General features: G+C 73.2%; 2 protein-coding genes. Both read right to left on the bottom strand.

What is annotated here, in order from left to right:
* Window positions 1-4 precede the first annotated feature (4 nt).
* Window positions 5-12,199: a type I polyketide synthase gene (locus STRVI_RS18095; protein WP_014057117.1), complete on the bottom strand. Its 12,195-nt coding sequence runs from the start codon at window positions 12,197-12,199 to the stop codon at window positions 5-7.
* 16 nt (window positions 12,200-12,215) lie between these two features.
* Window positions 12,216-24,419, bottom strand: a complete 12,204-nt coding sequence (locus STRVI_RS52715; protein WP_014057116.1) for a type I polyketide synthase — start codon at window positions 24,417-24,419, stop codon at window positions 12,216-12,218.
* Window positions 24,420-24,432 lie beyond the last annotated feature (13 nt).

Here is a 24,432-nt window from a genome sequence, read left to right as displayed (position 1 = left end):
ACATTCAGGACACACCCAGTTCGTTGTCGATGAAGTCGAGAACCTGGGCCGCGGACGCGGACTCCAGCCTCTCCGCGGCGGTCATTTCTTCCTCCGCCGGCTTTCGTGTCGCTTTCCACTTCGCCAGCAGGCTTTCGAGCCGTGCCGTGACCGCCCCCGAATCGTCGTCTTCCATCTCGAGGCCGATCAGGGTGGCTTCGAGCCTGGCCAGTTCGTTGAGGACCGGATCGGCGCCGTCCCGGCCCGGGGCGGCGCCGACCGCCGGGGCGATGCGCTCCAGCAGGTAGTCGGCGAGCACGGCCGCTTCCGGATAGTCGAAGACGAGGGCGGCGGGCAGCCGCAGACCGGTGGCGGCGGCGAGCCGGTTGCGCAGTTCGACGGCGGTCAGGGAGTCGAAGCCCAGCTCCTTGAAGTTGGTGTCGGCCTGCACCGCTTCGGCGCTGGCATGCCCGAGCACGGTGGCCACATGGCCACGGACCAACGTGAGGACCGCGCGGTGCTGTTCCGCGGCGGACAGGCCCGCCAGCCGGCCGGCCCAGTCGTCCGGCCGCGCATCGGCTGCCGCCGCCGTACGTCGCGCCGCCGCGCCACCGGCGCCCGATGCGGCGAGGGCGCGGAGCGTGGCGGGGAGAGTGTCGGCGGGCTGGGCCGCCAGGACACGCGTGTTCAGATCCGCCGCGATCAGCAGGTGGCCACCGTGCTCGGCCGCCGCGTCGAGCAGCCGGAGGGCATGGTCGGCGGCCATCGCGGTGACGCCCGAGCGCGTCATCCGGGCCAGGTCCGCGTCGGCGAGGCCGCCGGTCATCTCGCTGGATTCGGCCCACAGGCCCCAGGCCACGGAGACCGTCGGCAGGCCCAGTGCCTGGCGATGGGCCGCCAGCGCGTCGCAGAAGGCATTGGCCGCCGCGTAGTTGGCCTGTCCCGGGCTGCCCATGACCCCGGCGGCCGACGAGAACAGCACGAACGCGCCCAGGCGCAGATGCGCCGTCGCGGCGTGCAGATGCGCCGCGGCGGTGGCCTTCGCCGCCCAGACCCGGGCCAGCCGCTCTGGAGTCTGCGCGGTGACGACCGCGTCGTCCAGCACACCGGCCGCATGGATGACTCCGGTCAGCGGATGCCCGGGATCGACCCCCGCCACCAGGTCGGCCACGGCTGCCGCGTCGGTGACATCGGCGGCGACGATGCGTACCCGCGCTCCCAGGGCGGTCAGCCGGTCGGCGAGGTTGCGGGCGCCCGGCGCTGCCGGGCCCCGGCGGCTCACCAGCAGCAGATGCCCGATGCGCCAGACGCGTACGAGGTGTTCGGCGACCAGCGCGCCCAGGGTGCCGGTGCCACCGGTGATGAGGACGGTGCCGTCCGGGTCCACCGGGGCGGGGACGTCCAGGACCAGCTTGCCGGTGTGCTTGGCCTGGCTGAGATGGCGCAGCGCCTCACGTGTCCGGCTGAGCGGCCACGTCCGCACCGGCAGCGGCCGCAGGGCTCCGGTGGCGAACAGCTCGCCCAGTTCACCCAGCATCCGGCCGATGTGTTCGGGCCCGGCGTCGGTGATCAGGTCGTAGAGCTGGTACGTCACCCCTGGGTGCTCCTCCGCGACGCGCTCGGGGTCACGGAGGTCGGTCTTGCCCATCTCCATCAGCCGACCGCCCTCGCCCAGCAGCCGCAGGGAGGCGTCGACGAAGGGTCCGGCGAGGCTGTTGAGCACGACATCGACGCCACGCCCGCCGGTGGCCTCGCGGAACACCTCCTCGAAGTCCAGATCGCGTGAGGAGGCCCGGTGTGCCTCGTCGATGCCCATCGCCTCCAGCACCTCATGCTTGCCGGGGCTCGCCGTCGCGTAGACCTCCGCCCCCAGATGCCGGGCGATCCGTACGGCCGCCATGCCCACACCGCCGGTCGCGGCATGGACCAGGACCGTCTCCCCGGCCTGGAGCCGGGCCAGCTCCACGAGCCCGTACCAGGCGGTCAGGAACGCCACCGGCGCCGAGGCCGCCTGCGGAGCGGCCCACCCGGAGGGAACGGGCGCCACCATGCGGGCGTCGGTCACCGCCGTCGGGCCGAACGCGCGGTCGAAGACCCCCATGACCCGGTCGCCCACCGCGACCCCGGTCACCTCGGGGCCGACGTCCAGCACCACACCGGCGCCCTCGCCACCGAGCCCGGTCTGGCCCGGGACCATGCCCAAACTGATGAGCGCGTCGCGGAAGTTGATACCGGCCGCGTGCACCGCCACCCGCACCTGACGCGGTCCGAGGGGCTCGAGCACCTCGGGGCACGGCACCGGCTTCACGTTCTCCACCGTGGCCGCGCCGGTCAGCTCCAGCCGCCATGCGGGCTGTCCCACCAGTGCGGCCACACCCCCGCTGCTCACGCCACCGGCACGCATCAGCCGGGGCACCCGGAGCCGCCCCGCCCGCAGCGCGACCTGCGGTTCGTCCAGGTGCGCCGCCCAGGTCACGGCGCTGCGCACACTCTCTTCGAGCGGCTCGGAGTCCGGGTCGAGATCGACCAGAAGGAATCGCCCCGGGTTCTCCGCCTGCGCACTGCGCACCAGCCCGCACACGGCGGCCCCGGCCACGTCCAGGCCGCCGTCTCCGGCGCCGTCCGTTTCGGAGGCGCCGTCCGCCCCGGGGGTGCCCTCTGCCTCGGAGGTATCGATGGCGACCGCTCCCCGCGTGACCACCACCAGCCGGGTCTCGGCCAGCCGCGGTTCGGCCAGCCAGCCCCGCACCAGTTCCAGCGCCCGCTCCGAGGCCGCCAGACCGGCGGCCGCCAGGTCCGTACCCGTGTCACCTCCGGACGAGCCGCCGAGCGCGGGCAGATACGCGATGGCCACGGAGGGGGCGGGGCCGCCACCGTCGAGGGCGGACACCAACGCCTCCAGATGCGGGTGGTGTACCGCGCCCGGCACGATCGGCCCGTACTCCTGCGGGCCCAGAACCGCCCAACCGCCGCCGTCCGCCGGATCCGGCTCCTGCTGTCCGGCGCCGGTGTCCGGTGCGGGGACGGGCAGGGGCGTCCACTCCAGGGCGAACAGCCCCTCCACCTCGGGCCCGCCGGAGGTGCGCAGTTGGTCGATGTCGGCAGGTCGCATCAGCAGCGAGTCGACGGTCAGCACCGGACCGCCCAGGGCGTCGGCCACCTCGACCCGCAGACCGCGCTCGCCCTCGGCGCCATCCGCTTCCTGCTCCCGGGGCGAGAGCCGGACCCGTACGGTCGTGGCACCGCCCGCCCACAGCGACACGCCGTTCCAGGCGAACGGCAGCCACACCCGGCCGTCCTCGTGCTCCTGCCCGGGCCGGTCGAGGAGGAACGCCGGATGGAGCGCGGCATCCAGCAGTGCCGGATGGATACCGAATCCCTCCGGGTCTCCGGCGGCCTCGGGCAGCGCCACTTCGGCGAGCACATCCGCGCCGTCCCGCCATACGGCCCGCAGGCCACGGTACGACGGCCCGTAGGCGTATCCCGACGCCGCGGCGCGCTCGTAGAACCCGTCCAGCCGTACGGGCTCCGCGCCCGCCGGAGGCCATGCCCGGCCCGGCTCGTCCACCGGGCCCCGCGCGGGGCCCTGCGGGGACGGCGGACTCAGAACGCCCTCGGCATGGCATACCCAGCCCGGTTCAGCACCGGGCTCGACATCGCGGTCGGGCCGGGAGTACACCCGCACATCACGCCGCCCGTCCTCGGTGGCCACGCCGGCCACCACCTGAACGCGCAGCCCACCGGACGCGGGCAGGACGAGCGGGACCTGGAGCGCCAACTCCTCCACCCCGCCGCAGCCCGCCTCATCGGCGGCCCGCAGCGCCCACTCCACCAGCGCGGCGCCCGGCGCCAGCACGGCGCCCGCCATCACATGCTCGGCCAGCCAGCCCCCGGCGCCACCGGCCGAGATCCGGCCGGTGAGCACCAGCCCGCCATCGGCGAGCCCGACGGCCGCCGGCAACTGCGCATGCTCGATCCGCTGCAGCCCGGCGGCCCCCACATCCCCGACGCCACCGCCCTGGGCCAGCCAGTAGCGCTCGCGCTGGAAGGCATACGTGGGCAGGTCGACCGTCCGGGGCGCCGGGTCGGCCGGGAACCAGCGGGCCCAGTCGATATCGGTGCCATGGGTGTGCAGTTGGGCGAGGGCGTGGCCGAGTGCGTGCGCATCGGGTCGTTTACGGCTCAGGGTGGCTGTGACCAGCGGAGTCGCTCGGTCGGCCCCGCCCTCGTCGGCGTGGGCGTCGGTCGTCGCCTCGTCGGCGGTGAAGTGCTGAAGGGTGTGCTGGGTCGCGGTGGCGAGGACGGGGTCGGGGCCGAGTTCGAGGAAGACGCCGGTTTCGGGCGCGATATGAGCGACGGCGGGGTGGAAACGTACGGGTTGACGGATGTGGCGCACCCAGTAGCCCGGCGTGGCCATCTCCTCGTCGGCCGGCTCACCGGTGAGGTTGCTGAGCACCGGAAGGGTGGGCCGGTGGAACGTCAGGCCGTCGATGGCCTGCGCGAACGGCTCCAGGATGGGGTCCATCAGCGGGGAGTGGAAGGCGTGGCTGACGGTCAGGGTCCTGGTCTTGCGGCCCTTCGCCGCCCAGACGTTGCCGATGTCGGCGACCAGCTCGACCGGGCCGGAGACGACGGTGTTGCCGGGGGTGTTGAGGGCGGCGATGCCCACCTGGCCGTCGTATCGGGCCAGATCCTCGGCGAGTTCGTCGGCGGTGGCCGCGATGGTGACCATGCCTCCGCCCTCGGGAAGCCCACCCATCAGGGTGGCGCGGGCGGCGACGAGACGGCAGGCGTCGGGGAGGTCGAATACTCCGGCGACATGGGCCGCCGCGACCTCTCCGATGGAGTGCCCGATGACCGCGTCGGGGCGTACGCCGACCGAGTCGAGCAGCCGCGCCAGGGCGATGTGCAGGGCGAACAGCCCAGCCTGGGCGTAGGTGGTGTGATCCAGGAGCCCCGGCCGCTCGGCCACACCGTGGAAGACCACGTCGCGGAGCGGATGTTCCAGGTGGGGGTCGAGCAGGCCGCAGACCTCGTCGAACGCCGTGGCGAACACCGGGAACCGTTCGTACAGCCCGGCCCCCATCCCCTGGCGCTGGCTGCCCTGACCGCTGAAGAGCCACACCGTCTTGCCCGTCGCCGCGCCACTGCCGGAGAGCACCACACCCGGATGTGGCTCACCGCTCGCCAGTGCCTCCACGGCAGCCAACAGCTCGGCGCGGTCATCGCCCAACGCCACCGCCCGGTACTCGAACAGCGATCGGGTGGTGGCAAGTGACCAGCCCACCTCGACCGCTGTCATCTCCGGGCAGTTGGCCATGCGTTCGGCCAGCGCGGCGGCCTGGCCGCACAGCGCCTCCGCACTCCGCGCGGAGAGCGTCCATGGAACCGCCCGCATGTCGGGGGAGGCCACGGGTTCGGTCGTGACACGCTCGACCGGCTCGGGGCCCTGCTCCAGAAGGAGATGGGCGTTGGTTCCGGAGGCGCCGAACGAGGACACACCGGCCCGGCGCGGCCGTTCGCCATTCGGCCACTCCACCGCCTCGGTCAGCAACCGCACCGCACCGCTGTCCCAGTCCACATGCGGGCTCGGCTCATCGATGTGCAGGGAGGCGGGCAGTGTTCCGTGGCGCATGGCCTGCACCATCTTGATGACGCCCGCCACACCCGCCGCCGCCTGGGCATGGCCGATGTTGGACTTGATCGAGCCGAGCAACAGCGGCTTCCCGGCAGGGCGAGCCTGACCATATGCGGCCAGCAGTGCCTGCGCCTCGATCGGATCACCCAGCGTCGTACCCGTGCCGTGCGCCTCCACCGCATCGATGTCGGATGGCGACAGCCCCGCGCTCGTCAGCGCTTGCCGGATGACTCGCTGCTGTGAGGGGCCGTTCGGCGCGGTGAGTCCGTTCGACGCACCGTCCTGATTGACGGCGGAGCCACGGATCACGGCCAGGACATCGTGACCGTTGCGCCGGGCGTCCGAGAGCCGTTCCAGCAGCAGTACGCCCACGCCTTCGCTCCAGCCGGTGCCGTCGGCGGCGGCCGCGAAGGGCTTGCACCGGCCGTCGGGGGCCAGGCCACGCTGGCGGGAGAAACCGGTGAACACGTCCGGCGTGGCCATCACCGTCACCCCACCGGCCAACGCCAGCGTGCACTCACCCTGCCGCAACGCCTGCGCCGCCAGATGCATCGCCACCAACGACGACGAACACGCCGTATCCACCGTCACCGCAGGACCCTCGAAGCCCAGCGTGTACGCCACCCGGCCCGAGACCACGCTGCCCGAACTGGCCAGCATGGCGTAGCCCTCCAGCCTCGCGTCGCCGCCGCTGAGCCCGGCCGCGTAGTCGTGATACATCACGCCCGCATAGACCCCGGTCGGGCTGCCCTTCAACGACACCGGATCGAGCCCCGCCCGCTCCAGCACCTCCCACGACGCCTCCAACAGCAACCGCTGCTGCGGATCCGTGGCCAGCGCCTCCCGTGGATTGATCCCGAAGAACGCCGCATCGAACGCATCGGCGTCGTACAGGAACCCGCCTTTGCGCGCGTACGAGGTGCCGGGGTGGTCTGGATCGGGGTGGAAGAGGCCGTCCAGGTCCCAGCCTCGGCCGGTGGGAAACTCCCCGATGGCGTCACGGCCCGAGGCGACCAGATTCCAGAGTTCCTCCGGCGAACTGACCCCACCCGGGAACCGGCAGGTCATCGCGACGATCGCGATCGGCTCATCCGCGTCGGCCGCCGCCACTACGGGCGTGTGCGCGGCCGACCCGGCGGTCTCGCCGGTCAGCCGGGAGCACAGATACTCCGCCAGCACCCGAGGCGTCGGATAGTCGAACACCATCGTCGCCGGCAACCGCAACCCCGTCACCACCGACAACCGATTACGCAACTCCACCGCCGTCAACGAATCAAAACCCAACTCCTTGAACGCGGCATCCACCCGCACCTCACCCGCAGAACCAAACCCCAACACCACCGCCACACCACCCCGCACCACCTCCACCACCACATCCAACCGAGCACCAACCCCCAACCCCACCAACCGCCCAGCCAACCCCAAGGCCGACAGGCCACCCTCGGCGATCCGCCGCCTGGTACGACCGGCCACCAACCCCCGCAACACCGCCGGAAGATCCCCACCAGCCACCCCGGCCGGATCGACGGCGGCGGCGACGCACAGGGGTCCGCCCTGCGCACAGGCGGCGTCGAGCAGGCCCAGCGCCTTCTCGCTGGACATCGGGGCGATGCCCGAGCGGGACATCCGGGCCCGGTCCGTGGCGGCGAGTTTTCCGGTCATCTCGCTGGACTGGGCCCACAAGCCCCAGGCCACCGACAGCCCCGGAAGGCCACGGGCCTGACGGTGTGCGGCGAGGGCGTCGCAAAAGGCGTTCGCCGCCGCGTAGTTGGCCTGTCCCGGGCTGCCCATGACCCCGGCGGCCGACGAGAACATCGCGAACAGGGACAGCGGAAGGTCGGCGGTGGCAGTGTGCAGATGCGCCGCGCCCGTGGCCTTGGCCGCCCACACCCGGGCCAGCCGTTCGGGTGTCTGCGAGGTCGTCACCGCGTCGTCGAGCAGCCCCGTGGCATGGATGACACCGGTCAGCGGGTGCTCGGCCTCGACCCCTGCGACGAGCTCGGCCACCGCCGATGCGTCCGTGACGTCCACGGCGGCGATCCGCACCCGCGCACCCAGCCCTTCCAGGCGGGTGGCCAGTTCGCGGGCTCCCGGGGCGTCCGGCCCGCGACGGCTCACCAGGAGCAGATGGCCGACCTGCCACGTGCGCACCAGGTGCTCGGCCACCAGGCCGCCCAGGGTGCCGGTGCCGCCCGTCACCAGCACGGTGCCGTCAGGGGCAAGCCCCGCCGGGGTGTCCCGCTCCTCCGAACCGCTGTCGGCGGAGGCACGGATCAGCCGTGGCACCCACGCCCGGCCATCCCGTACGGCCAACTGCGGCTCATCCAGGTCCACCGCCCGCGCGACGGCGTCCCGCAGGCTGCCGGCGGGACGCTCGGACACGGTGTCGACGCCGAGGTCTACGTCTAGGTCGGGATCAGCGTCGAGCAGAAGGAAGCGCCCCGGGTTCTCCGCCTGAGCGCTCCGCAGGAGACCCCACAGCGCGGCGGCGGCCACATCCGTACCGCCCTCGGCATCGGCGACGGCGACCGCGCCACGCGTCACCACGACCAACCGGGCATCGGCCAGCCGCGGCTCGGCCAGCCACTTCTGCACCAGTTCCAGGGCGCGTTGCGCCACCGCCAGACCAGCAGCCGCCATGTCGGTCGCGGTGTCGGCGTCGGCGTCGGCGTCGGCGTCCGAGCGCGGGAACTCGGCGAGAACCACGGCCGGAACCGGCTTCCCGTCATCGAGCCCCGCGAGAAACGCCGCCAGATCCGGATACGCCCCCTCGGTCGCCAGCACCACCCAGTTGTCGCGATCGGCCACCGGCCCCTCAGCCCCCGTCGACTGCGGCAGTGGGGTCCAGTCCAGAACGAACAGACCGTCCACACCACGTGCCGCCGCCCCCCACAACTGCTCTACGGATGCCGGTCGCGTCACCAGGGAGTCAACCGTCAGAACGGGGTCGCCCACGGCATCGGCCACCACCAGCCGCAGCCCGCGCTCGCCCTCGGCACCATCCCGATGCGGGGTGAGCCGTACCCGTACGGTGCTCGCTCCAGCAGCCCACAACGACACCCCGTTCCAGGCGAATGGCAACAGCACCTGGCCGCCGTCCCGCTCCTGGTCGGATCCGGTGTCGAGCAGAAGAGCCGGATGCAGGGCCGCGTCGAGCAGCGCCGGGTGGATGCCGAAGCCGTCCGCGTCCCCCGCCGCCTCGGGCAGCGCCACCTCGGCCAGCAGATCAGCGCCGTCCCGCCACACGGCACGCAGCCCCTGGAGCGACGGCCCGTACGCATAGCCCGCCGCCGCGGAACGCTCGTAAAACCCCTCCAGATCCACCGGTTGCGCACCCGCCGGAGGCCATGTTCCGCCCAGTCCCTCGGCCGACTGGCCGGCGCCGTCCGGTGCCGGGGCCAGCACCCCTTCGGCGTGGCATAGCCAGCCGCCATCGGCGCCCGAGTCGGCCTCGCCGTCCGGACGGGAGTAGATTCGTACATCGCGCCGCCCGTCCTCCGCCGCGGCGCCCACCACCACCTGGACGCGCAGCCCGCCCGACTCCGGCAGCACCAACGGCACCTGTAGCGCCAGCTCCTCGACCCCACCGCAGCCGACCTCGTCGGCGGCCCGCAACGCCCACTCCACCAGCGCCGCGCCCGGGGCCAGGACGGCGTTCGCCACGATGTGTTCGCCGAGCCAGTCGTCACCGCCACCGGCCGCGATGCGCCCGGTGAGCAGGTGGGCGCTTCCATCGGCCAGCTCCACGGCGGCGCCCAGCAAGGGATGGTCGGCGGCGACGAGACCGAGGCCGCTGGGGTCACCGACGGCGCCCGAGCCGTTCATCCAATAGCGCTGGTGCTGGAAGGCGTACGTGGGCAGATCGACCGTACGAGGCGTGGGATCGCCCGGGAACGCGGCCCTCCAGTCCACCTCGACCCCAGCAATGAACGCCTGGCCGAGCGAGTGGAGAAACTGATCCTGGCCACCATGATCGCGACGCAGCGTGGGCACGGCAACCGCATCCACACCCACCTGCTCGAACGTCTCCTGCAAACCGAGAGTCAACACAGGGTGACTGCTGACCTCGACAAACACCCGATGCCCATCCGCCAGCAACGCCTCAACCGCATCGGCGAACCGCACCCGCTCCCGCAAATTCGACACCCAATAGCCCGCGTCCAAAACAGAAGCGTCCACCCGCACACCGGTCACCGTCGAATAGAACGCCACCTCATCCGCCCCACCAACAACCGGGCAAACACCACCCAGAACCTCATCCAACTCCCCACGAATCTCCTCCACCTGAGGACCGTGCGAGGCATAATCCACCTCGATCAGCCGTGCCCGCTCTCCCGCCTCCTGGCACGCCGCGACGACGGCGGCCACCTGCTCCGGCGGACCCGAAACCACGGTCGACGAAGGCCCGTTGACAGCCGCCACACCCACACCAGCGGCCTCATCGCCCAGGCCGGAGAGCAACTCCCCCGCCCGCTCCTGCCCCACACCCAGCGAGGCCATCGCCCCACCACCGGCCAACCGCCGCAACGCCTTGCTCCGCAAAGCCACCACCTTCGCACCGTCCTCCAAGGACAGCGCCCCCGCCACCACAGCCGCCGCGATCTCACCCTGACTGTGACCCACCACCGCCGCAGGACACACCCCATACCCCGCCCACACCGCAGCCAACGACACCATCACCGCCCACAACACCGGCTGCACCACATCCACCCGCCCCAGATCCGCCGCACCATCAGCCCCCCGCAACACATCCATAAGCGACCACTCCACATACGGCGCCAGCGCCCGCTCACACTCCCCCACCCGCGCCGCAAACACCGCCGACACCTCCAGCAGCTCCGCACCCATCCCCACCCACTGCGAACCCTGACCCGGAAACACCAACACCGGACCCACATCACCCACCAACGCAGCGACACCCGACAGCACCACACCCGGATGCGACACACCCCCCGCCAACGCCTCCACAGCAGCCGACAACTCGGCCCTGTCACCGCCCACCACCACCGCCCGATGCTCAAACACCGACCGCGCCGTCACCAACGACCACCCCACATCCACAGACGACAGCTCCGCCACGCCACCCACCCGCTCAGCCAACGCCACCGCCTGCCCCCGCAACGCCTCCGCAGTCCGCCCCGACACCACCCACGGCACCACCCCACCCACACCAGAGGAATCCACCCCCGGCACAACCCCCTCAGGCGCCTGCTCCACGATCACATGCGCATTGGTGCCGCTGATCCCGAACGCGGAGACCCCGGCCCGGCGCGGCCGCTCGTTGCTCGGCCACTCCACCGGCTCCGTGAGCAGCCGCACACCGCCGCCGGACCAGTCCGCATGCGGGGTCGGCTCATCCACGTACAACGTGGCGGGCAGCAGTTCATGGCGCAGCGCCATCACCATCTTGATCACCCCGGCCACGCCCGCAGCACCCTGCGTATGGCCGATGTTCGACTTCAGCGAGCCGAGCCACAGCGGCCGGTCCTCCGGCCGGTCCCGGCCGTACGCGGCGAGCAGGGCCTCGGCTTCGATCGGGTCGCCGAGCGTGGTGCCCGTGCCATGTGCCTCCACCGCGTCCACTTCGGCGGAGGAGAGCTGGGCGTTGATCAGCGCCTGGCGGATCACCCGCTGCTGGGACGGGCCGTTGGGCGCGGTCAGCCCGTTGGACGCGCCGTCCTGGTTGATGGCCGAGCCCCGGATCACCGCGAGCACCTGGTGGCCGTTGCGTCGTGCGTCGGAGAGCCGCTCCAGCAGCAGGAGCCCGACGCCCTCCGAGAAGCCCGTGCCGTCGGCGGCGGCCGCGAAGGGTTTGCAGCGGCCGTCGGGGGCGAGGCCGCGCTGGCGGGAGAATTCCACAAAGGTGTTCGGGGTGGTCATCACGGTCACGCCGCCGGCCAGGGCCAGGGTGCATTCGCCCTGCCGCAGCGCTTGGCAGGCGAGATGCATCGCGACCAGGGATGACGAGCATGCGGTGTCCACCGTCACCGCGGGCCCCTCCAGACCGAGGGTGAAGGCCACCCGGCCGGAGACGACGCTCAGGGTGTTTCCGGTGAGCAGATATCCTTCCGCGCTCTTTTCGATCTGCGGGGTGCCGAAGCCGAGAATTCCGGCGCCCGCGTAGACCCCGGTGGGGGTGCCCTTCAGCGAGGTGGGGTCGATTCCGGCGCGTTCGATCAACTCCCAGGCGATTTCGAGCAGTTGGCGCTGCTGGGGTTCGGCCGCCAGGGCCTCGCGCGGGCTGATGCCGAAGAAGGCGGCGTCGAAGCCGTCGGCCCGGTCCAGGAATCCGCCATGGCGGACGTAGCTGGTGCCGGAGTGGTCGGGGTCCGGGTGGTAGAGGGCCTCGGGGCGCCAGCCGCGGTTGGTCGGAAACTCCCCGATCGCGTCCCCGCGCGAGGCGACCAGCTCCCACAAGTCCTCGGGCGAGGCGATCCCGCCGGGGAACCGGCAGGCCATGCTCACGATGGCCACCGGCTCCTGTGACCGCTCCTCCATCTCGCGAAGCCGCCGACGCGTCTGCCCCAGATCGGCCGTGACCTTCTTGAGGTACTGGCGGAGCTTCTCTTCGGTACCCGACATCAGTTCCGCGCCTCCATCAGGGCAGTTCACGGTCAATGAGCTCGAACATCTCGTCGTCAGAGGCGGCTTCGAGGGCATCGAAGTCGGTCGCGTCGGCCGGGGCGCCGGACCCGCCGCCGTTCCATGTCGCCAGCAAGGCGCCCAGCCGTTTGGCGATCCGCTGCCGGCCTTCGTCGTCCGTGACGAGGGCGGCCAGGGTGGTGTCCAGCCTGGCCAGCTCGCCCAGGACCGGGTCCACGGCGTCCCGGCCCGGCGCGGCTCCGTCGCCGGGTGCGAGCCGTTCCAGCAGGTAGTCGGCGAGCACGGCCGCTTCCGGATAGTCGAAGACGAGGGCGGCGGGCAGCCGCAGACCGGTGGCGGCGGCGAGCCGGTTGCGCAGTTCGACGGCGGTCAGGGAGTCGAAGCCCAGCTCCTTGAAGCTGGCCTCGGCCTGTACCGCGTCCACATCGGCGTGTCCGAGGACCGTGGCGGCGTGGCCCCGGACCAGGTTGAGCACGAGTCGGTGCCGTTCGGCCGTGGACAGGCCCGCGAGCCGGGCGCCCCAGTCGACCTGGCGGCCTTCCCCGGCCGCCGCCGCGGTGCGCCGCCCGGTGCCGCCACCGCCGCCGCCCGTGGCGGCCAGGGCGCGCAGCGTGGCGGGCAGGCTGTCGGCGGGCAGTGCGGCGAGGGTGCGGGTGTCCACGTGGGCGGCGACCAGATGGTCACCACCATGCTGGACGGCGGCGTCGAGCAGGGCCAGGCCGTGCCGGGTGCTCAGGGCGGCGACGCCGGTACGCGACATCCGGGCCAGATCCGCCTCGGCCAGGTGTCCGGTCATCCCGCTGGCGTCGGCCCACAGGCCCCAGGCGATCGATACGCCGGGCAGCCCGACGGCCCGCCGATGGGCGGCGAGTGCGTCGCAAAAGGCGTTGGCCGCCGCGTAGTTGCCCTGTCCGGGGCTGCCGAGTGTGCCCGCGGCGGAGGAGAAGAGGACGAACATGCCGAGCCGCAGATGGGCCGTGGCCGCGTGCAGATGGGCCGCGGCCGTGGCCTTGGCGGTCCAGACCCGCGCCAGCCGTTCGGGGGTCTGTGAGGTCACCACCGCGTCGTCCAGCACACCGGTGGCGTGGATGACTCCGGTCAGCGGATGATCGGGGTCGATGCCCGCCACCAGATCCGCCACCGCCGTGGCGTCGGTGACATCCGCCGCCGCGAGGCGCACCCGCGCGCCCAGCTCCTCCAGCCGGGCGGCCAGGTCGCGGGCGCCCGGAGCGTCCGGCCCCCGCCTGCTCACCAGCAGCAGATGGCCGATCCCCCAGGTGCGGACGAGGTGTTCGGCGATGTGGGCGCCCAGGGTGCCGGTGCCGCCCGTGATCAGCACCGTGCCGTCCGGGTCGACCGCGGCGGGTACGTCGAGCACCAGTTTGCCGGTGTGCTTGGCCTGGCTCAGGTGCCGTAGCGCGTCCCTTGCCCGGCTGAGCGGCCAGGGCCGTACGGGGGCGGGCCGCAGCACTCCGGCCGCGAACAGCTCGCTCAATTCGCGCAGCATCTCCCCGATGCGGTCCGGCCCGGCGTCGGGGACCAGGTCGAAGGCGCGGTAGCGGACGCCCGGATGCGTGGCCGCGAGGTGTTCCGGGTCGCGGATGTCGGTCTTGCCCATCTCGGAGAGCCGCCCGCCGTCGGCCAGCAGCCGCAGGGAGGCGTCGACATACGGTCCGGCGAGGCTGTTGAGCACCACATCGACGCCACGTCCGCCGGTGGCCTCGCGGAACACCTCCTCGAAGTCCAGGTCGCGCGAGGAGGCGCGATGCGCCTGATCGATGCCCATCTCCTCGAGCACCCCGTGCTTGCCGGGTCCGGCCGTGGCATAGACCTCGGCGCCCAAGTGGCGGGCGATCTGCACCGCCGCCATGCCGACACCGCCGGTCGCGGCGTGGATCAGCACCGTTTCGCCGTCCCGCAGCCCGGCCAGGTCCACCAGCCCGTACCAGGCGGTGAGGAACACCACCGGTACAGCGGCGCCCTGCCGGAAGCTCCAGCCGTCGGGGATCGGCACGACCATGCGCGCGTCCGCCACCGCCCACGGGCCGAACGCGCCCTCGAACAGGCCCATGACCCGGTCGCCCACCGCGAGTCCGGTCACCTCCGGGCCGATGTCCACGACGATGCCCGCGCCCTCGCTGCCGCGGAACACCCCGCCTCCGGGGTACATCCCGACGACGATGAGCGCATCGCGGAAGTTCATGCCCGCCGCGTGCACCGCGATCCGGACCTCTCCCGGCCCCAGCGGCTCCAGCGCCTCGGCACACGGCACGGGCGTCACATTGTCAACGGTGGACGCGCCGCGCACGGCGAGTCGCCACGCGGGCTGTCCCACCGGGCCCACCAGGCCACCGCTGCCGGGGCCGCCCGCACGGATCAGACGGGGCGCCCACACCCGGCCGGAACCCACCGCCACCTGCGGTTCGTCCAGGGCGACGGCCCTCAGCACACCGCCCAGCACCGCCGCGCCGATCTCGTCGGCGTCGGGCGCGCCGTGCGGATCGCGGTCGAGCAGGACGAACCGCTCCGGGTTCTCCGCCTGTGCGCTGCGCAGCAGCCCCCACACCGCGGCACCGGCCGCGTCCACGGCCCCGGCGTCGGGATCCTCCGCCACCGGGCCACCGGCGGCGACCGCACCGTGTGTCACCACCACCAAGCGGCTCTCGGCCAGCCGGGGTTCGGCCAGCCAGCCCCGCAGCAGGTCCAGGGTCCGTCCCACGGCCGTCAGGGCATCGGCTTCGGTGGCCCCGATGTCCATGGCCGTCTTCGAGGCCGGTACGGCGGTCAGCGCCACCGAGGGCGCGGGTGTTCCCGCGTCGAGCGCGGCGACCAGCGACTCCAGCTCCGGGTGCCGGACCACGCCCGGCAACAGGCCCAACTCCGCGCCCTCGGAGCCCAGCGCCACCCAGCCGCCGTCCCCGGCCACCGGCTCGGGCAGCCCCGTGTCAGCGCCGGGCGCCGCCTCGGGGAGCGGGATCCAGTCGAGGGTGAACAGCCCGTCCACGGCGCCTCGGCCGGCGGTCCGCAACTGATCCGCACGGGCGGGGCGCAGCACCAGCGAGTCGACCGTCAGGACCGGGTCGCCGACGGCGTCGGCCACGGTCAGCCGCAGCGCCCGCTCGCCGTCCGGGCCCTGCTCACGCGGGGACAGCCGGACGCGTACGGTGGTCGCTCCGGCGGCCCACAGCGACACTCCGTTCCAGGTGAACGGCAGCCAGACCTGGCCGGTGCCGCGCTCCTGCTCGGTTCCGGCGGTGAGCATGCCCGCCGGGTGCAGCGCGGCGTCCAGCAGCGCCGGGTGGATGCCGAATCCGGCCCGGTCGCCCGCCGCTTCGGGCAGCGCCACCTCGGCCAGCACATCCGCGCCGTCGCGCCACAGCTTCCGTACGCCCTGGAACGCGGGCCCGTATCCGTATCCGGCGGCCTCGGCACGCTCGTAGAAGCCGTCCGTGTCCACCGGCTCCGCGCCCGCCGGGGGCCAGGCTCCGTTGGGCTGGGGTGCCGGTTCACCGTGCGGGCCGAGTACGCCGACCGCATGGCACACCCAGACCGGGTCAGCGGTGGTTTCGGTGTCGCGGTCGGGCCGGGAGTACACCCTTACGTCGCGGCGGCCGTCGTCGGCGGCCTCGCCCACCACCACCTGGACGCGCAGCCCGCCGGTGCCGGGGAGGACGAGCGGGACCTGCAGGGCGAGTTCCTCGACCGTGCCGCAGCCCGCCTCGTCGGCGGCCCGCAGCGCCCATTCGATCTGGGCCGCGCCCGGCACCAGCCGGGCGCCCGCCACCACGTGTTCGCCGAGCCAGCCCTCGCCGCCACCGGCCGTCAGCCGTCCGGTGAGCAGATGGGCGCTGCCGTCGGCGAGCTCCACGGCCGCGCCGAGCAGCGGGTGATCGGCGGAGACCAGGCCGAGGTCGACGGGGTCGCCGCCCCGGCCGGGGGTGCCTTCGAGCCAGTAGCGCTCACGTTGGAAGGCGTAGGTGGGCAGCGGCACCGTGCGGGGCGCGGGGTCGGCGGGGACCAGGGTGGTCCAGTCGACCTCGGCTCCCGCGGTGAACGCCTGGGCGAGCGACCGCACCAGCTGGGCGAGATCGCCGTGGTCCCGGCGCAGGGTCGGTACGGTGGCGGCGGGAACGCCCGCCTCCTCGAAGCTCTCCTGCATGCCGACCGTGAGGACGGGGTGGGTGCTGGCCTCGATGAACACCCGGTGGCCATCGGCCAGCAGCGCCTGAATCGTCTCGGCGAACCGCACCCGCTCGCGCAGATTCCGCACCCAATAGCCCGTGTCCAGGACGGAGGCATCGGCCCGGCCACCGGTCACGGTGGAGTAGAAGACAACACCGGACCCGGACGCCCCGACCGGCTCAACTCCCCTGAGGAGTCCGGTGAGTTCCTCGGCGATCTCGTCGACCTGGGGACTGTGCGAGGCGTAGTCCACCTCGATCGTCCGGGCGCGTTCCCCGATGTCACGGCAGGCGGCCACGGCGGCGGCCACGTGCTCCGGCGGACCGGACACCACAGTGGAGGCGGGACCGTTCACGGCGGCCACGACCACGGCTGCGGCGCGGTCGCCGAGCCCGGACAGCAGCTCCGTGGCCTGTTCCTCACCTACGCCGAGGGAGGCCATGGCCCCGCCGCCGGCCAGTTGGCGCAGCGCGCGGCTGCGAAGGGCGACGATCCGGGCGCCGTCCTCGACGGTGAGCGCCCCGGCCACGCAGGCGGCGGCGATCTCGCCCTGGCTGTGGCCCACGACGGCGGCGGGCCGCACCCCGTGGCCCGCCCACACGGCGGCCAGGGACACCATCACCGCCCACAGGACGGGCTGCACCACATCCACCCGGCTCAGATCACCCGCGCCGTCCACGCCGCGCAGCACGTCGGTGAGCGACCAGTCGACGTGGGGTGCGAGCGCTCGTTCGCACTCCGCCACCCGGGCGGCGAACACCGGCGAGGCGTCCAGCAGTCCGGCACCCATCCCGATCCACTGGGAGCCCTGGCCGGGGAAGACCAGCACCGGGCCCGCGCCGCCCGTGGTGGCGGCCGTGCCCGTGTGCACCACGCCCGGGTGGGTCTCGTCGGCCGCCAACGCCTCGACAGCCGCCATCAGTTCGGCGTGGCTCTCGCCGACCACCACGGCGCGGTGGTCGAAGAGGGTGCGGGAGCGGATGAGGGACCAGCCCACCTCGACGGGCGAGGCCGTGGGGTCGGTGGCCAGCCGCGCGGCCAGCGCCCGCGCCTGGTCCCGGAGTGCATTGGCGCCCCGCGCGGACAGCACCCAGGGCACCACCCGGGGTCCGTCTGGTTCGGGCTCGCGCTCGGTGTGCCGGGCCTGGTCGGGGGCCTGTTCGAGGATCACATGGGCGTTGGTGCCGCTGATGCCGAAGGAGGAGACGCCCGCCCGCCGGGGCCGTTCGGCCCATGGCCACTCGACCGCCTCGGTCAGCAGCCGCACTCCGTCGTCGTCCCATTCCACATGCGGGCTGGGTGTGTTGATGTGGAGGGAGGCGGGCAACAGACCGTGGCGCATGGCCATCACCATCTTGATCACACCCGCCACGCCCGCGGCGGCCTGGGTGTGCCCGATGTTGGACTTGATGGAGCCGAGCCACAGCGGACGTCCCTCGGGCCGCTCCTGCCCGTATGTGGCCAGCAGCGCCTGGGCCTCGATGGGGTCGCCGAGCGTGGTGCCCGTGCCATGGGCCTCCACCACGTCGACGTCCACCGGGGAGAGGCGTGCGGTGGCCAGGGCCTGGCGGATCACCCGCTGCTGGGAGGGCCCGTTCGGGGCGGTCAGGCCGTTGGAGGCGCCATCCTGGTTGACGGCCGAACCACGGATAACCGCCAGCACCTCACGGCCGTTGCGGCGCGCGTCCGACAGTCGCTCCAGGACGAGCAGGCCGATGCCCTCGCCCCAGCCGGTGCCGTCGGCCGCCGCGGCGAACGGCTTGCAGCGGCCGTCCGGGGCCAGTCCGCGCTGCCGCGAGAACTCCACGAAGGTGTTCGGTGTGGCCATCACCGTCACCCCGCCGGCCAGGGCCAGGGTGCACTCTCCCTGCCGCAGGGCCTGTGCCGCGAAATGCATGGCCACCAGCGACGAGGAACACGCCGTGTCCACCGTCACCGCGGGCCCCTCCAGCCCGAAGGTGAACGCCACCCGGCCGGAGGCGATGCTCGGTGTGCTGCCGGTCATCAGACGGCCCTCGACGCCCTCCGGGGTGCGGCCCAGGAAGCGGCTGCCGTAGTCGTCGTACATGACCCCGGTGATCACCGCGCTCCGGCTGCCCCGCAGGCTCACCGGGTCGATGCCCGCGCTCTCGAACGCCTGCCACGCGGTCTCCAGCAGCAGCCGCTGCTGAGGGTCGGTGGCCAGTGCCTCGCGCGGGGAGATCCCGAAGAACTCGGCGTCGAACCGCGGGGCCTCGTAGAGGAATCCGCCCTCGCGGGCGTAGCTGGTGCCGGTGTGGTCCGGGTCCGGGTCGAAGAGGCCCGCGAGGTCCCAGCCGCGGTCCGCGGGAAACTCCCCGATCGCGTCAACGCCCTCGGCCACCAGCCGCCACAGCTCCTCGGGGGAGCCGACGCCGCCCGGATAGCGGCAGGCCATGCCGACGATGGCGATCGGGTCGTCTTCCGCCGCCACGAGGGTGGCCGTCGGCGGAAGCGGTGTCTCGGCCGCGCTCCCGACCAGCCGCTCGCGCAGGAAGCGCACCAGGGCGTCGGGGGTCGGATAGTCGAAGATGACGGTGGCCGGGATCCGGGTGCCGGTGGCCGCGTTGAGCCGGTTGCGCAGGTCCAGCGCGGTCAGCGAGTCGAAGCCGAGGTCCTGGAAGGCCCTGCCCAGTTCGATGGCCTCCGGTGCGGGGTGGGCCAGCACGGTGGCGACCTGGTCGCGTACCAGCTCTCCGATGAGCCGGTCCTGTTCCTCGGTGGGCAGCCCGGCGAGCCGCCCGGACAAGGAGCTCGTCCCGGTGTTCCGCGCGGCCCGCGTGGGGACATGCACCAGCCGTCGCAGCACGGGCGGAAGTGGCCCGGCGGCGGCCCGGGTGCGCAGCGCCGCGAGGTCGAAACGCGCGGGGACGAGGGTGGGGTGGTCGGTGGTGAGCGCCGTGTCGAGCAGCGTGAGCGCCTGCTCGCCTGAGACCGGGGCGATCCCGGAGCGGGCCATCCGGGCGAGGTCGGCGTCCTCCAGGTGGCCGGTCATGCCACCCGCGGACGCCAGCAGCCCCCAGGCCAGCGTATGGGCCGTCCGCCCCTCGGCGCGGCGGTGCTCGGCGAGGGCGTTGAGGAACATGTTGGCCGCGGCATAGTTGGCCTGGCCGCCGTTGCCCATGATGGAGGCGGCGGAGGAGAACATCACGAACGCTGCCGGATCCATGTTCCGGGTCAGCCGGTGCAGATGCCATGCCGCGTCCAGCTTCGGGGCCAGTACGGTGTCGAGTTGCTCGGGCGTCATGGCGGTGACCACGCCGTCGTCGAGCACCCCCGCGGCGTGGATGACGGCCGTCAGCGGATGCGCCGCGGGGAGGGTGGCGAGCAGCGCGGCCAGCGCCTCGGGGTCGGCGGCGTCACACGCGGCGATGCGTACGTCCGTCGCGCCCAGCGCGGTCAGCTCGTCCGCGAACGCGTCGATGTCCCCCGTGATGCCCCCGCGCCGGCTGACCAGCAGCAGGTGGCGGACGCCATGTGCGGTGACCAGATGCCGGGCGACCAGCCGGCCCAGCGCTCCGGTGCCACCGGTGATCAGCGCCGTGCCGTCCGGGTCGAGGGCGCGGGGCGGGGTGTCCTGATGGGGGACGCGGGGCGGAGTGTCCTCGTCGGGGCGGACCTTGACCAGACGGGGCACATGGGCCGTTCCCGCCCGTACCGCCACCTCGGATTCGGCACCGGCGACGGCGGCCGGAAGGGCGGTGCGCAGGACATCGCGCGACGCGGTGTCGTCGTCCAGGTCGAGCAGCAGGATGCGCTCCGGGTGTTCGGCCTGGGCGGCGCGGACCAGACCCCATACGGGCGCGGTGGCCAGGTCGGCGGGGGCGTCCCCGGCGCCGGTGGCGACCGCGCCGCGGGTGGCGATGACCAGCCGGGCCCCACTGAACCGCTCGTCCGTCAGCCAGGTGCGCAGCGTGCCAAGGACGTCATGGACCACCGCGCGTACACGGGTGGGCGTCTCGTCCGGGGGCGTTGCGGTGTCCGGTGCGCCGGAGCATGCGAGGACGACGACGTCGGGGGCGGGCTGTCCGCCGTCGAGGGCGGCCCGCAGGGCGGCCAGGTCCGGATATGCCGGGAGGTCCGGGTCCCAATGTCGGGGTCCGACGAGCGCCCAACTCGCCGTCGGCGGGGCCGAGTCGGCGGAGACCGGATACGGCTGCCAGTCCAGGCGGTACAACGGGGTGTCGGCCGTGGCGGAGCGGGCGGAGCGCCAGCGGTCGGCGGAGACCTCCCGCAGCCCGAGGGCGTCGATGGTGGCCACGGGCGCGCCGTGGTCGTCGGTCAGCCGCAGCGTGACGGTGCCCGGGGCGGTGGGGGTGATGCGCACGCGCAACCGGGTGGGGCCGGTGGCGAAGAGCCGTACCCCGCTGAAGGAGAACGGCAGCCTGACGGTCCCCTCGGCGCCGTCCGGCGCGTGGTCGCCGCCGAAGAGCTCTTCCACCGGGTGCAGGGCGCTGTCGAGCAGGGCGGGGTGCAGTCCGTAGCCGTCCGCCTCGCCGCGCTGTTCCGGGGCCAGGCGCACCTCGGCGAACATCTCCTCGCCGAGCCGCCATGCGGTGTGCAGGCCACGGAAGGCGGGCCCGTAGGTGTAGCCCTGCGCGGTCAGCCGCTCGTACAGGTCCGCCACGTCGACCGGGGCGGCCCCGGCGGGTGGCCAGGCCGTGGCTTGCGGTCCGTCGTGGGGCGGTGGCGTGACCTGGTCGGCCAGTACGCCGGTGGCGTGATGGCGCCAGGCGGCCGGGGCGTCCAAGGCGTCGCCGCCCTCGTCGGCGGGGCGCGAGGCGATGGTGACGGCCCGTCGTCCGGTTTCATCGGGTGCGGTGACGGCGAGCTGGATCCGTACCGCACCGGAGGCGGGCAGGATCAGCGGCGTCTCCAGGGTGAGGTCGTCGAGCAGCTCGCAGCCGGTGTGCGCGGCGGCGAGGAGGGCCAGCTCCAGCAGGGCCGTACCGGGCAGGGGCACGCTGTCCGCGATGGTGTGGTCGGCGAGCCAGGCGTGAGCGTGTGTGGACACCCGGCCGGTGAGCAGTAGCCCGCCGTCGGGTGTCTCCACGGCGGCCTGGAGCAGGGGATGACCGGTCGGGCCGAGACCGACGGCGCGTACGTCGGCGGTGGCGTTCGGGACGGGCCGCCAGTACCGCTGCCGCTGGAACCGGTAGGTGGGCAGGTCGACACGGCCCGCGTCCTTGGGGAGGGCGGCGGCGAAGTCGACCGTGCCGCCGTCGATGTGCGTCAGGGCCAGTGCGGTCAGCAGCGTACGGGGCTCGTCGCGGCCCGGGCGCAGGGCGGTGGCGAACACGGGCGCGGCGACAGGGGTGTCGGAAGGGGTGTCGGAGTTGTCAGGCGCGGCGGAGGCATCGGCGGGGGATGTCACGGCGGCCAGGGCGTCCTGGGCCATGGTGGTGAGGACGGCGTCCGGGCCGAGTTCGAGGTAGCGCGTCACGCCTTCGCCGTGCAGGGTGCGCAGACCGTCGTGGAACCGTACGGGCGCGCTGACGTGGCGTACCCAGTACTCGGGGTCGCGGAGCTGCTCGGGGTCGGCCGGCCGGCCGGTGACGTTGGAGATCACCGGGATGCGCGGTGCGTGGTAGGTGAGCCGCCGCGCCACGTCGCGGAAGTCGTCGAGCATGGGATGGAGCAGGGGCGAGTGGAAGGCGTGGCTGACGCGGAGCCGCTTGGTGCGGTGCCCGCGCTCCTTCAGGGTGCGGGCGATCTCGTCGACGTCCTCCGTGGCTCCGGATACGACCACCGAGCTGGGGCCGTTGACCGCGGCGAGCGCCACGCGGTCGGCACGGCCGGCCAGCAGGGGGAGGACCTGTTCCTCGGTGGCTTCGATGGCGGCCATGGCGCCGCCGGACGGCAGCGCCTGCATCAGCCGGCCGCGGGCGGCCACCAGTTCGCAGGCGTCGGGAAGGGACAGCACGCCCGCCACCTGCGCGGCCACCAGCTCGCCGACGGAGTGGCCGGTGAGGAACGACGGGGTGAGGCCGAACGACTCGACGAGCCGGAAGAGCGCGGTCTCCAGGGCGAAGAGGGCCGCCTGGGTCACACCGGTGCCGTGCAGGGCCCGCGCCTCGTCGGTGTCCTCGGCCGCGAAGAGGATGTCGCGCAGCGGGCGGCCGAGCAGCGGGTCCAGATGGGCACAGGCGTCGTCGAGCGCGGCGGCGAACACCTCGAAGGTCCGGTACAGCTCACGGCCCATACCGGACCGCTGGCTGCCCTGCCCGGTGAACATGAAGGCGGTGCCGCCGGAGCAGGTCGCCGCCGTGGCCCGGGTCAGCCCGGGGTGGCTCCGGCCCTCGGCCAGGGCCCGCACGGCGGCGAGCAGTTCGTCGCGGTCCTCGCCGATGGCCACGGCCCGGTGTTCGAAGGCCGAGCGGGTCCGGGCGAGCGACCAGCCCACATCGGCCACGGGCAGCCCGGGGTGGGCGGTGAGATGCGCGACGAGTGCCGCTGCCTGGTCCCGTAACGCCTGGCCGGTGCGGGCGGACACCACCCAGGGCACCACCCAGGGCACCGCCCAGGGCATCACCCACGGCACCACGTGGCCGACCGATGCCGTGGTGTCCACGGCGGTCGGACCGGGGGTCCGGTCCCGGGCGGATGACTCGTCGGCGGGGGGCTGTTCGAGCAGCAGATGGGCGTTGGTCCCGGAGATTCCGAAGGAGGACACCGCCGCCCGGCGGGGCCGCTCGCCACGTGGCCAGTCGACGGCTTCGGTGAGCAGGCGCACGGCGCCGGTGTCCCATGCGACATGCGGCGTGGGCTGGTCGACGTGCAAAGTGGCGGGCAGCGTCTCCTGCCGCATCGCCATGATCATCTTGATGATGCCGGCCACGCCCGCGGCGCCCTGGGTGTGCCCGATGTTGGACTTGACCGACCCCAGCCACAGCGGCCGGTCCCCGGACCGGTCCCGGCCGTAGGTGGTGATCAGCGCGTGGGCTTCGATCGGATCGCCGAGGCGGGTTCCGGTGCCATGTGCCTCCACCACGTCCACCTCGGCCGGGGACAGCCGTGCGTTCGCCAACGCCTGGAGGATGACGCGCTGTTGGGAGGGGCCGTTGGGCGCGGTCAGGCCGTTGGAGGCGCCGTCCTGGTTGATGGCCGAGCCCCGGATCACCGCGAGCACCTGATGGCCGTTGCGGCGTGCGTCGGACAGCCGCTCCAGCAGCACCAGGCCGACGCCCTCGGAGAAGGCGGTGCCGTCGGCGTCGGCGGAGAACGCCTTGCACCGGCCGTCGGGGGCCAGCCCGCGCTGCCGGGAGAACTCGGTGAAGACGTTCGGGATGGCCATCACCGTCACCCCGCCGGCCAGCGCCAGGGTGCACTCCCCCTGCCGCAACGCCTGCGCCGCCAGATGCATCGACACCAGCGAGGACGAGCACGCGGTGTCCACCGTGACCGCCGGGCCCTCCAGACCGAGGGTGTACGCCACCCGGCCGGAGAGCACACTGGGCGCGTTGCCCGTGACCAGATAGCCCTCGGCGCTCTTCTCGATGTGCGGGGTGCCGAAGCCGGGAAGCGCGGTCCCGGCGTACACGCCCGTCGAGGTGCCCTTCAGCGAGAGCGGGTCGATTCCGGCGCGTTCGAGCAGCTCCCAGGACACCTCCAGCAGCAGCCGCTGCTGGGGGTCGATGGCCAGTGCCTCACGCGGGCTGATCCCGAAGAACTCGGGGTCGAACCGGTCGGCGTCGTAGAGGAAACCGCCCTCGCGGGCATGGCTGGTGCCGGGGTGGTCCGGGTCCGGGTGGAAGAGTCCCTCCAGGTCCCAGCCGCGGTCGGCCGGAAACTCCCCCATGGCGTGCGCGCCGGAGGCGAGAAGCCGCCACAGCTTCTCGGGCGAGTCGGCCCCGCCCGGGTAGCGGCAGGCCATGCCGACCACGGCCACCGGCTCCTGGGAGCGGTCCTCCAACTCGCGCAGCCGCTGACGCGTTTCGTGCAGATCGCCTGCCACTCGCCTCAGATAGTCGACCAGCTTCTCTTCATTAGCGTGCGTCATAGAGGGTCACCCG

Source organism: Streptomyces violaceusniger Tu 4113 (assembly GCF_000147815.2).
GTDB lineage: Bacteria > Actinomycetota > Actinomycetes > Streptomycetales > Streptomycetaceae > Streptomyces > Streptomyces violaceusniger_A.
Note: the sequence above shows the minus strand (reverse complement) of the source record. Positions and strands in the feature narration are given on the sequence as shown.

Coding starts and splice junctions, on each gene's coding strand:
- STRVI_RS18095 (WP_014057117.1), bottom strand. CDS start 12,199: ATGTCGGGTACCGAAGAGAAGCTCCGCCAGTACCTCAAGAAGGTCACG.
- STRVI_RS52715 (WP_014057116.1), bottom strand. CDS start 24,419: ATGACGCACGCTAATGAAGAGAAGCTGGTCGACTATCTGAGGCGAGTG.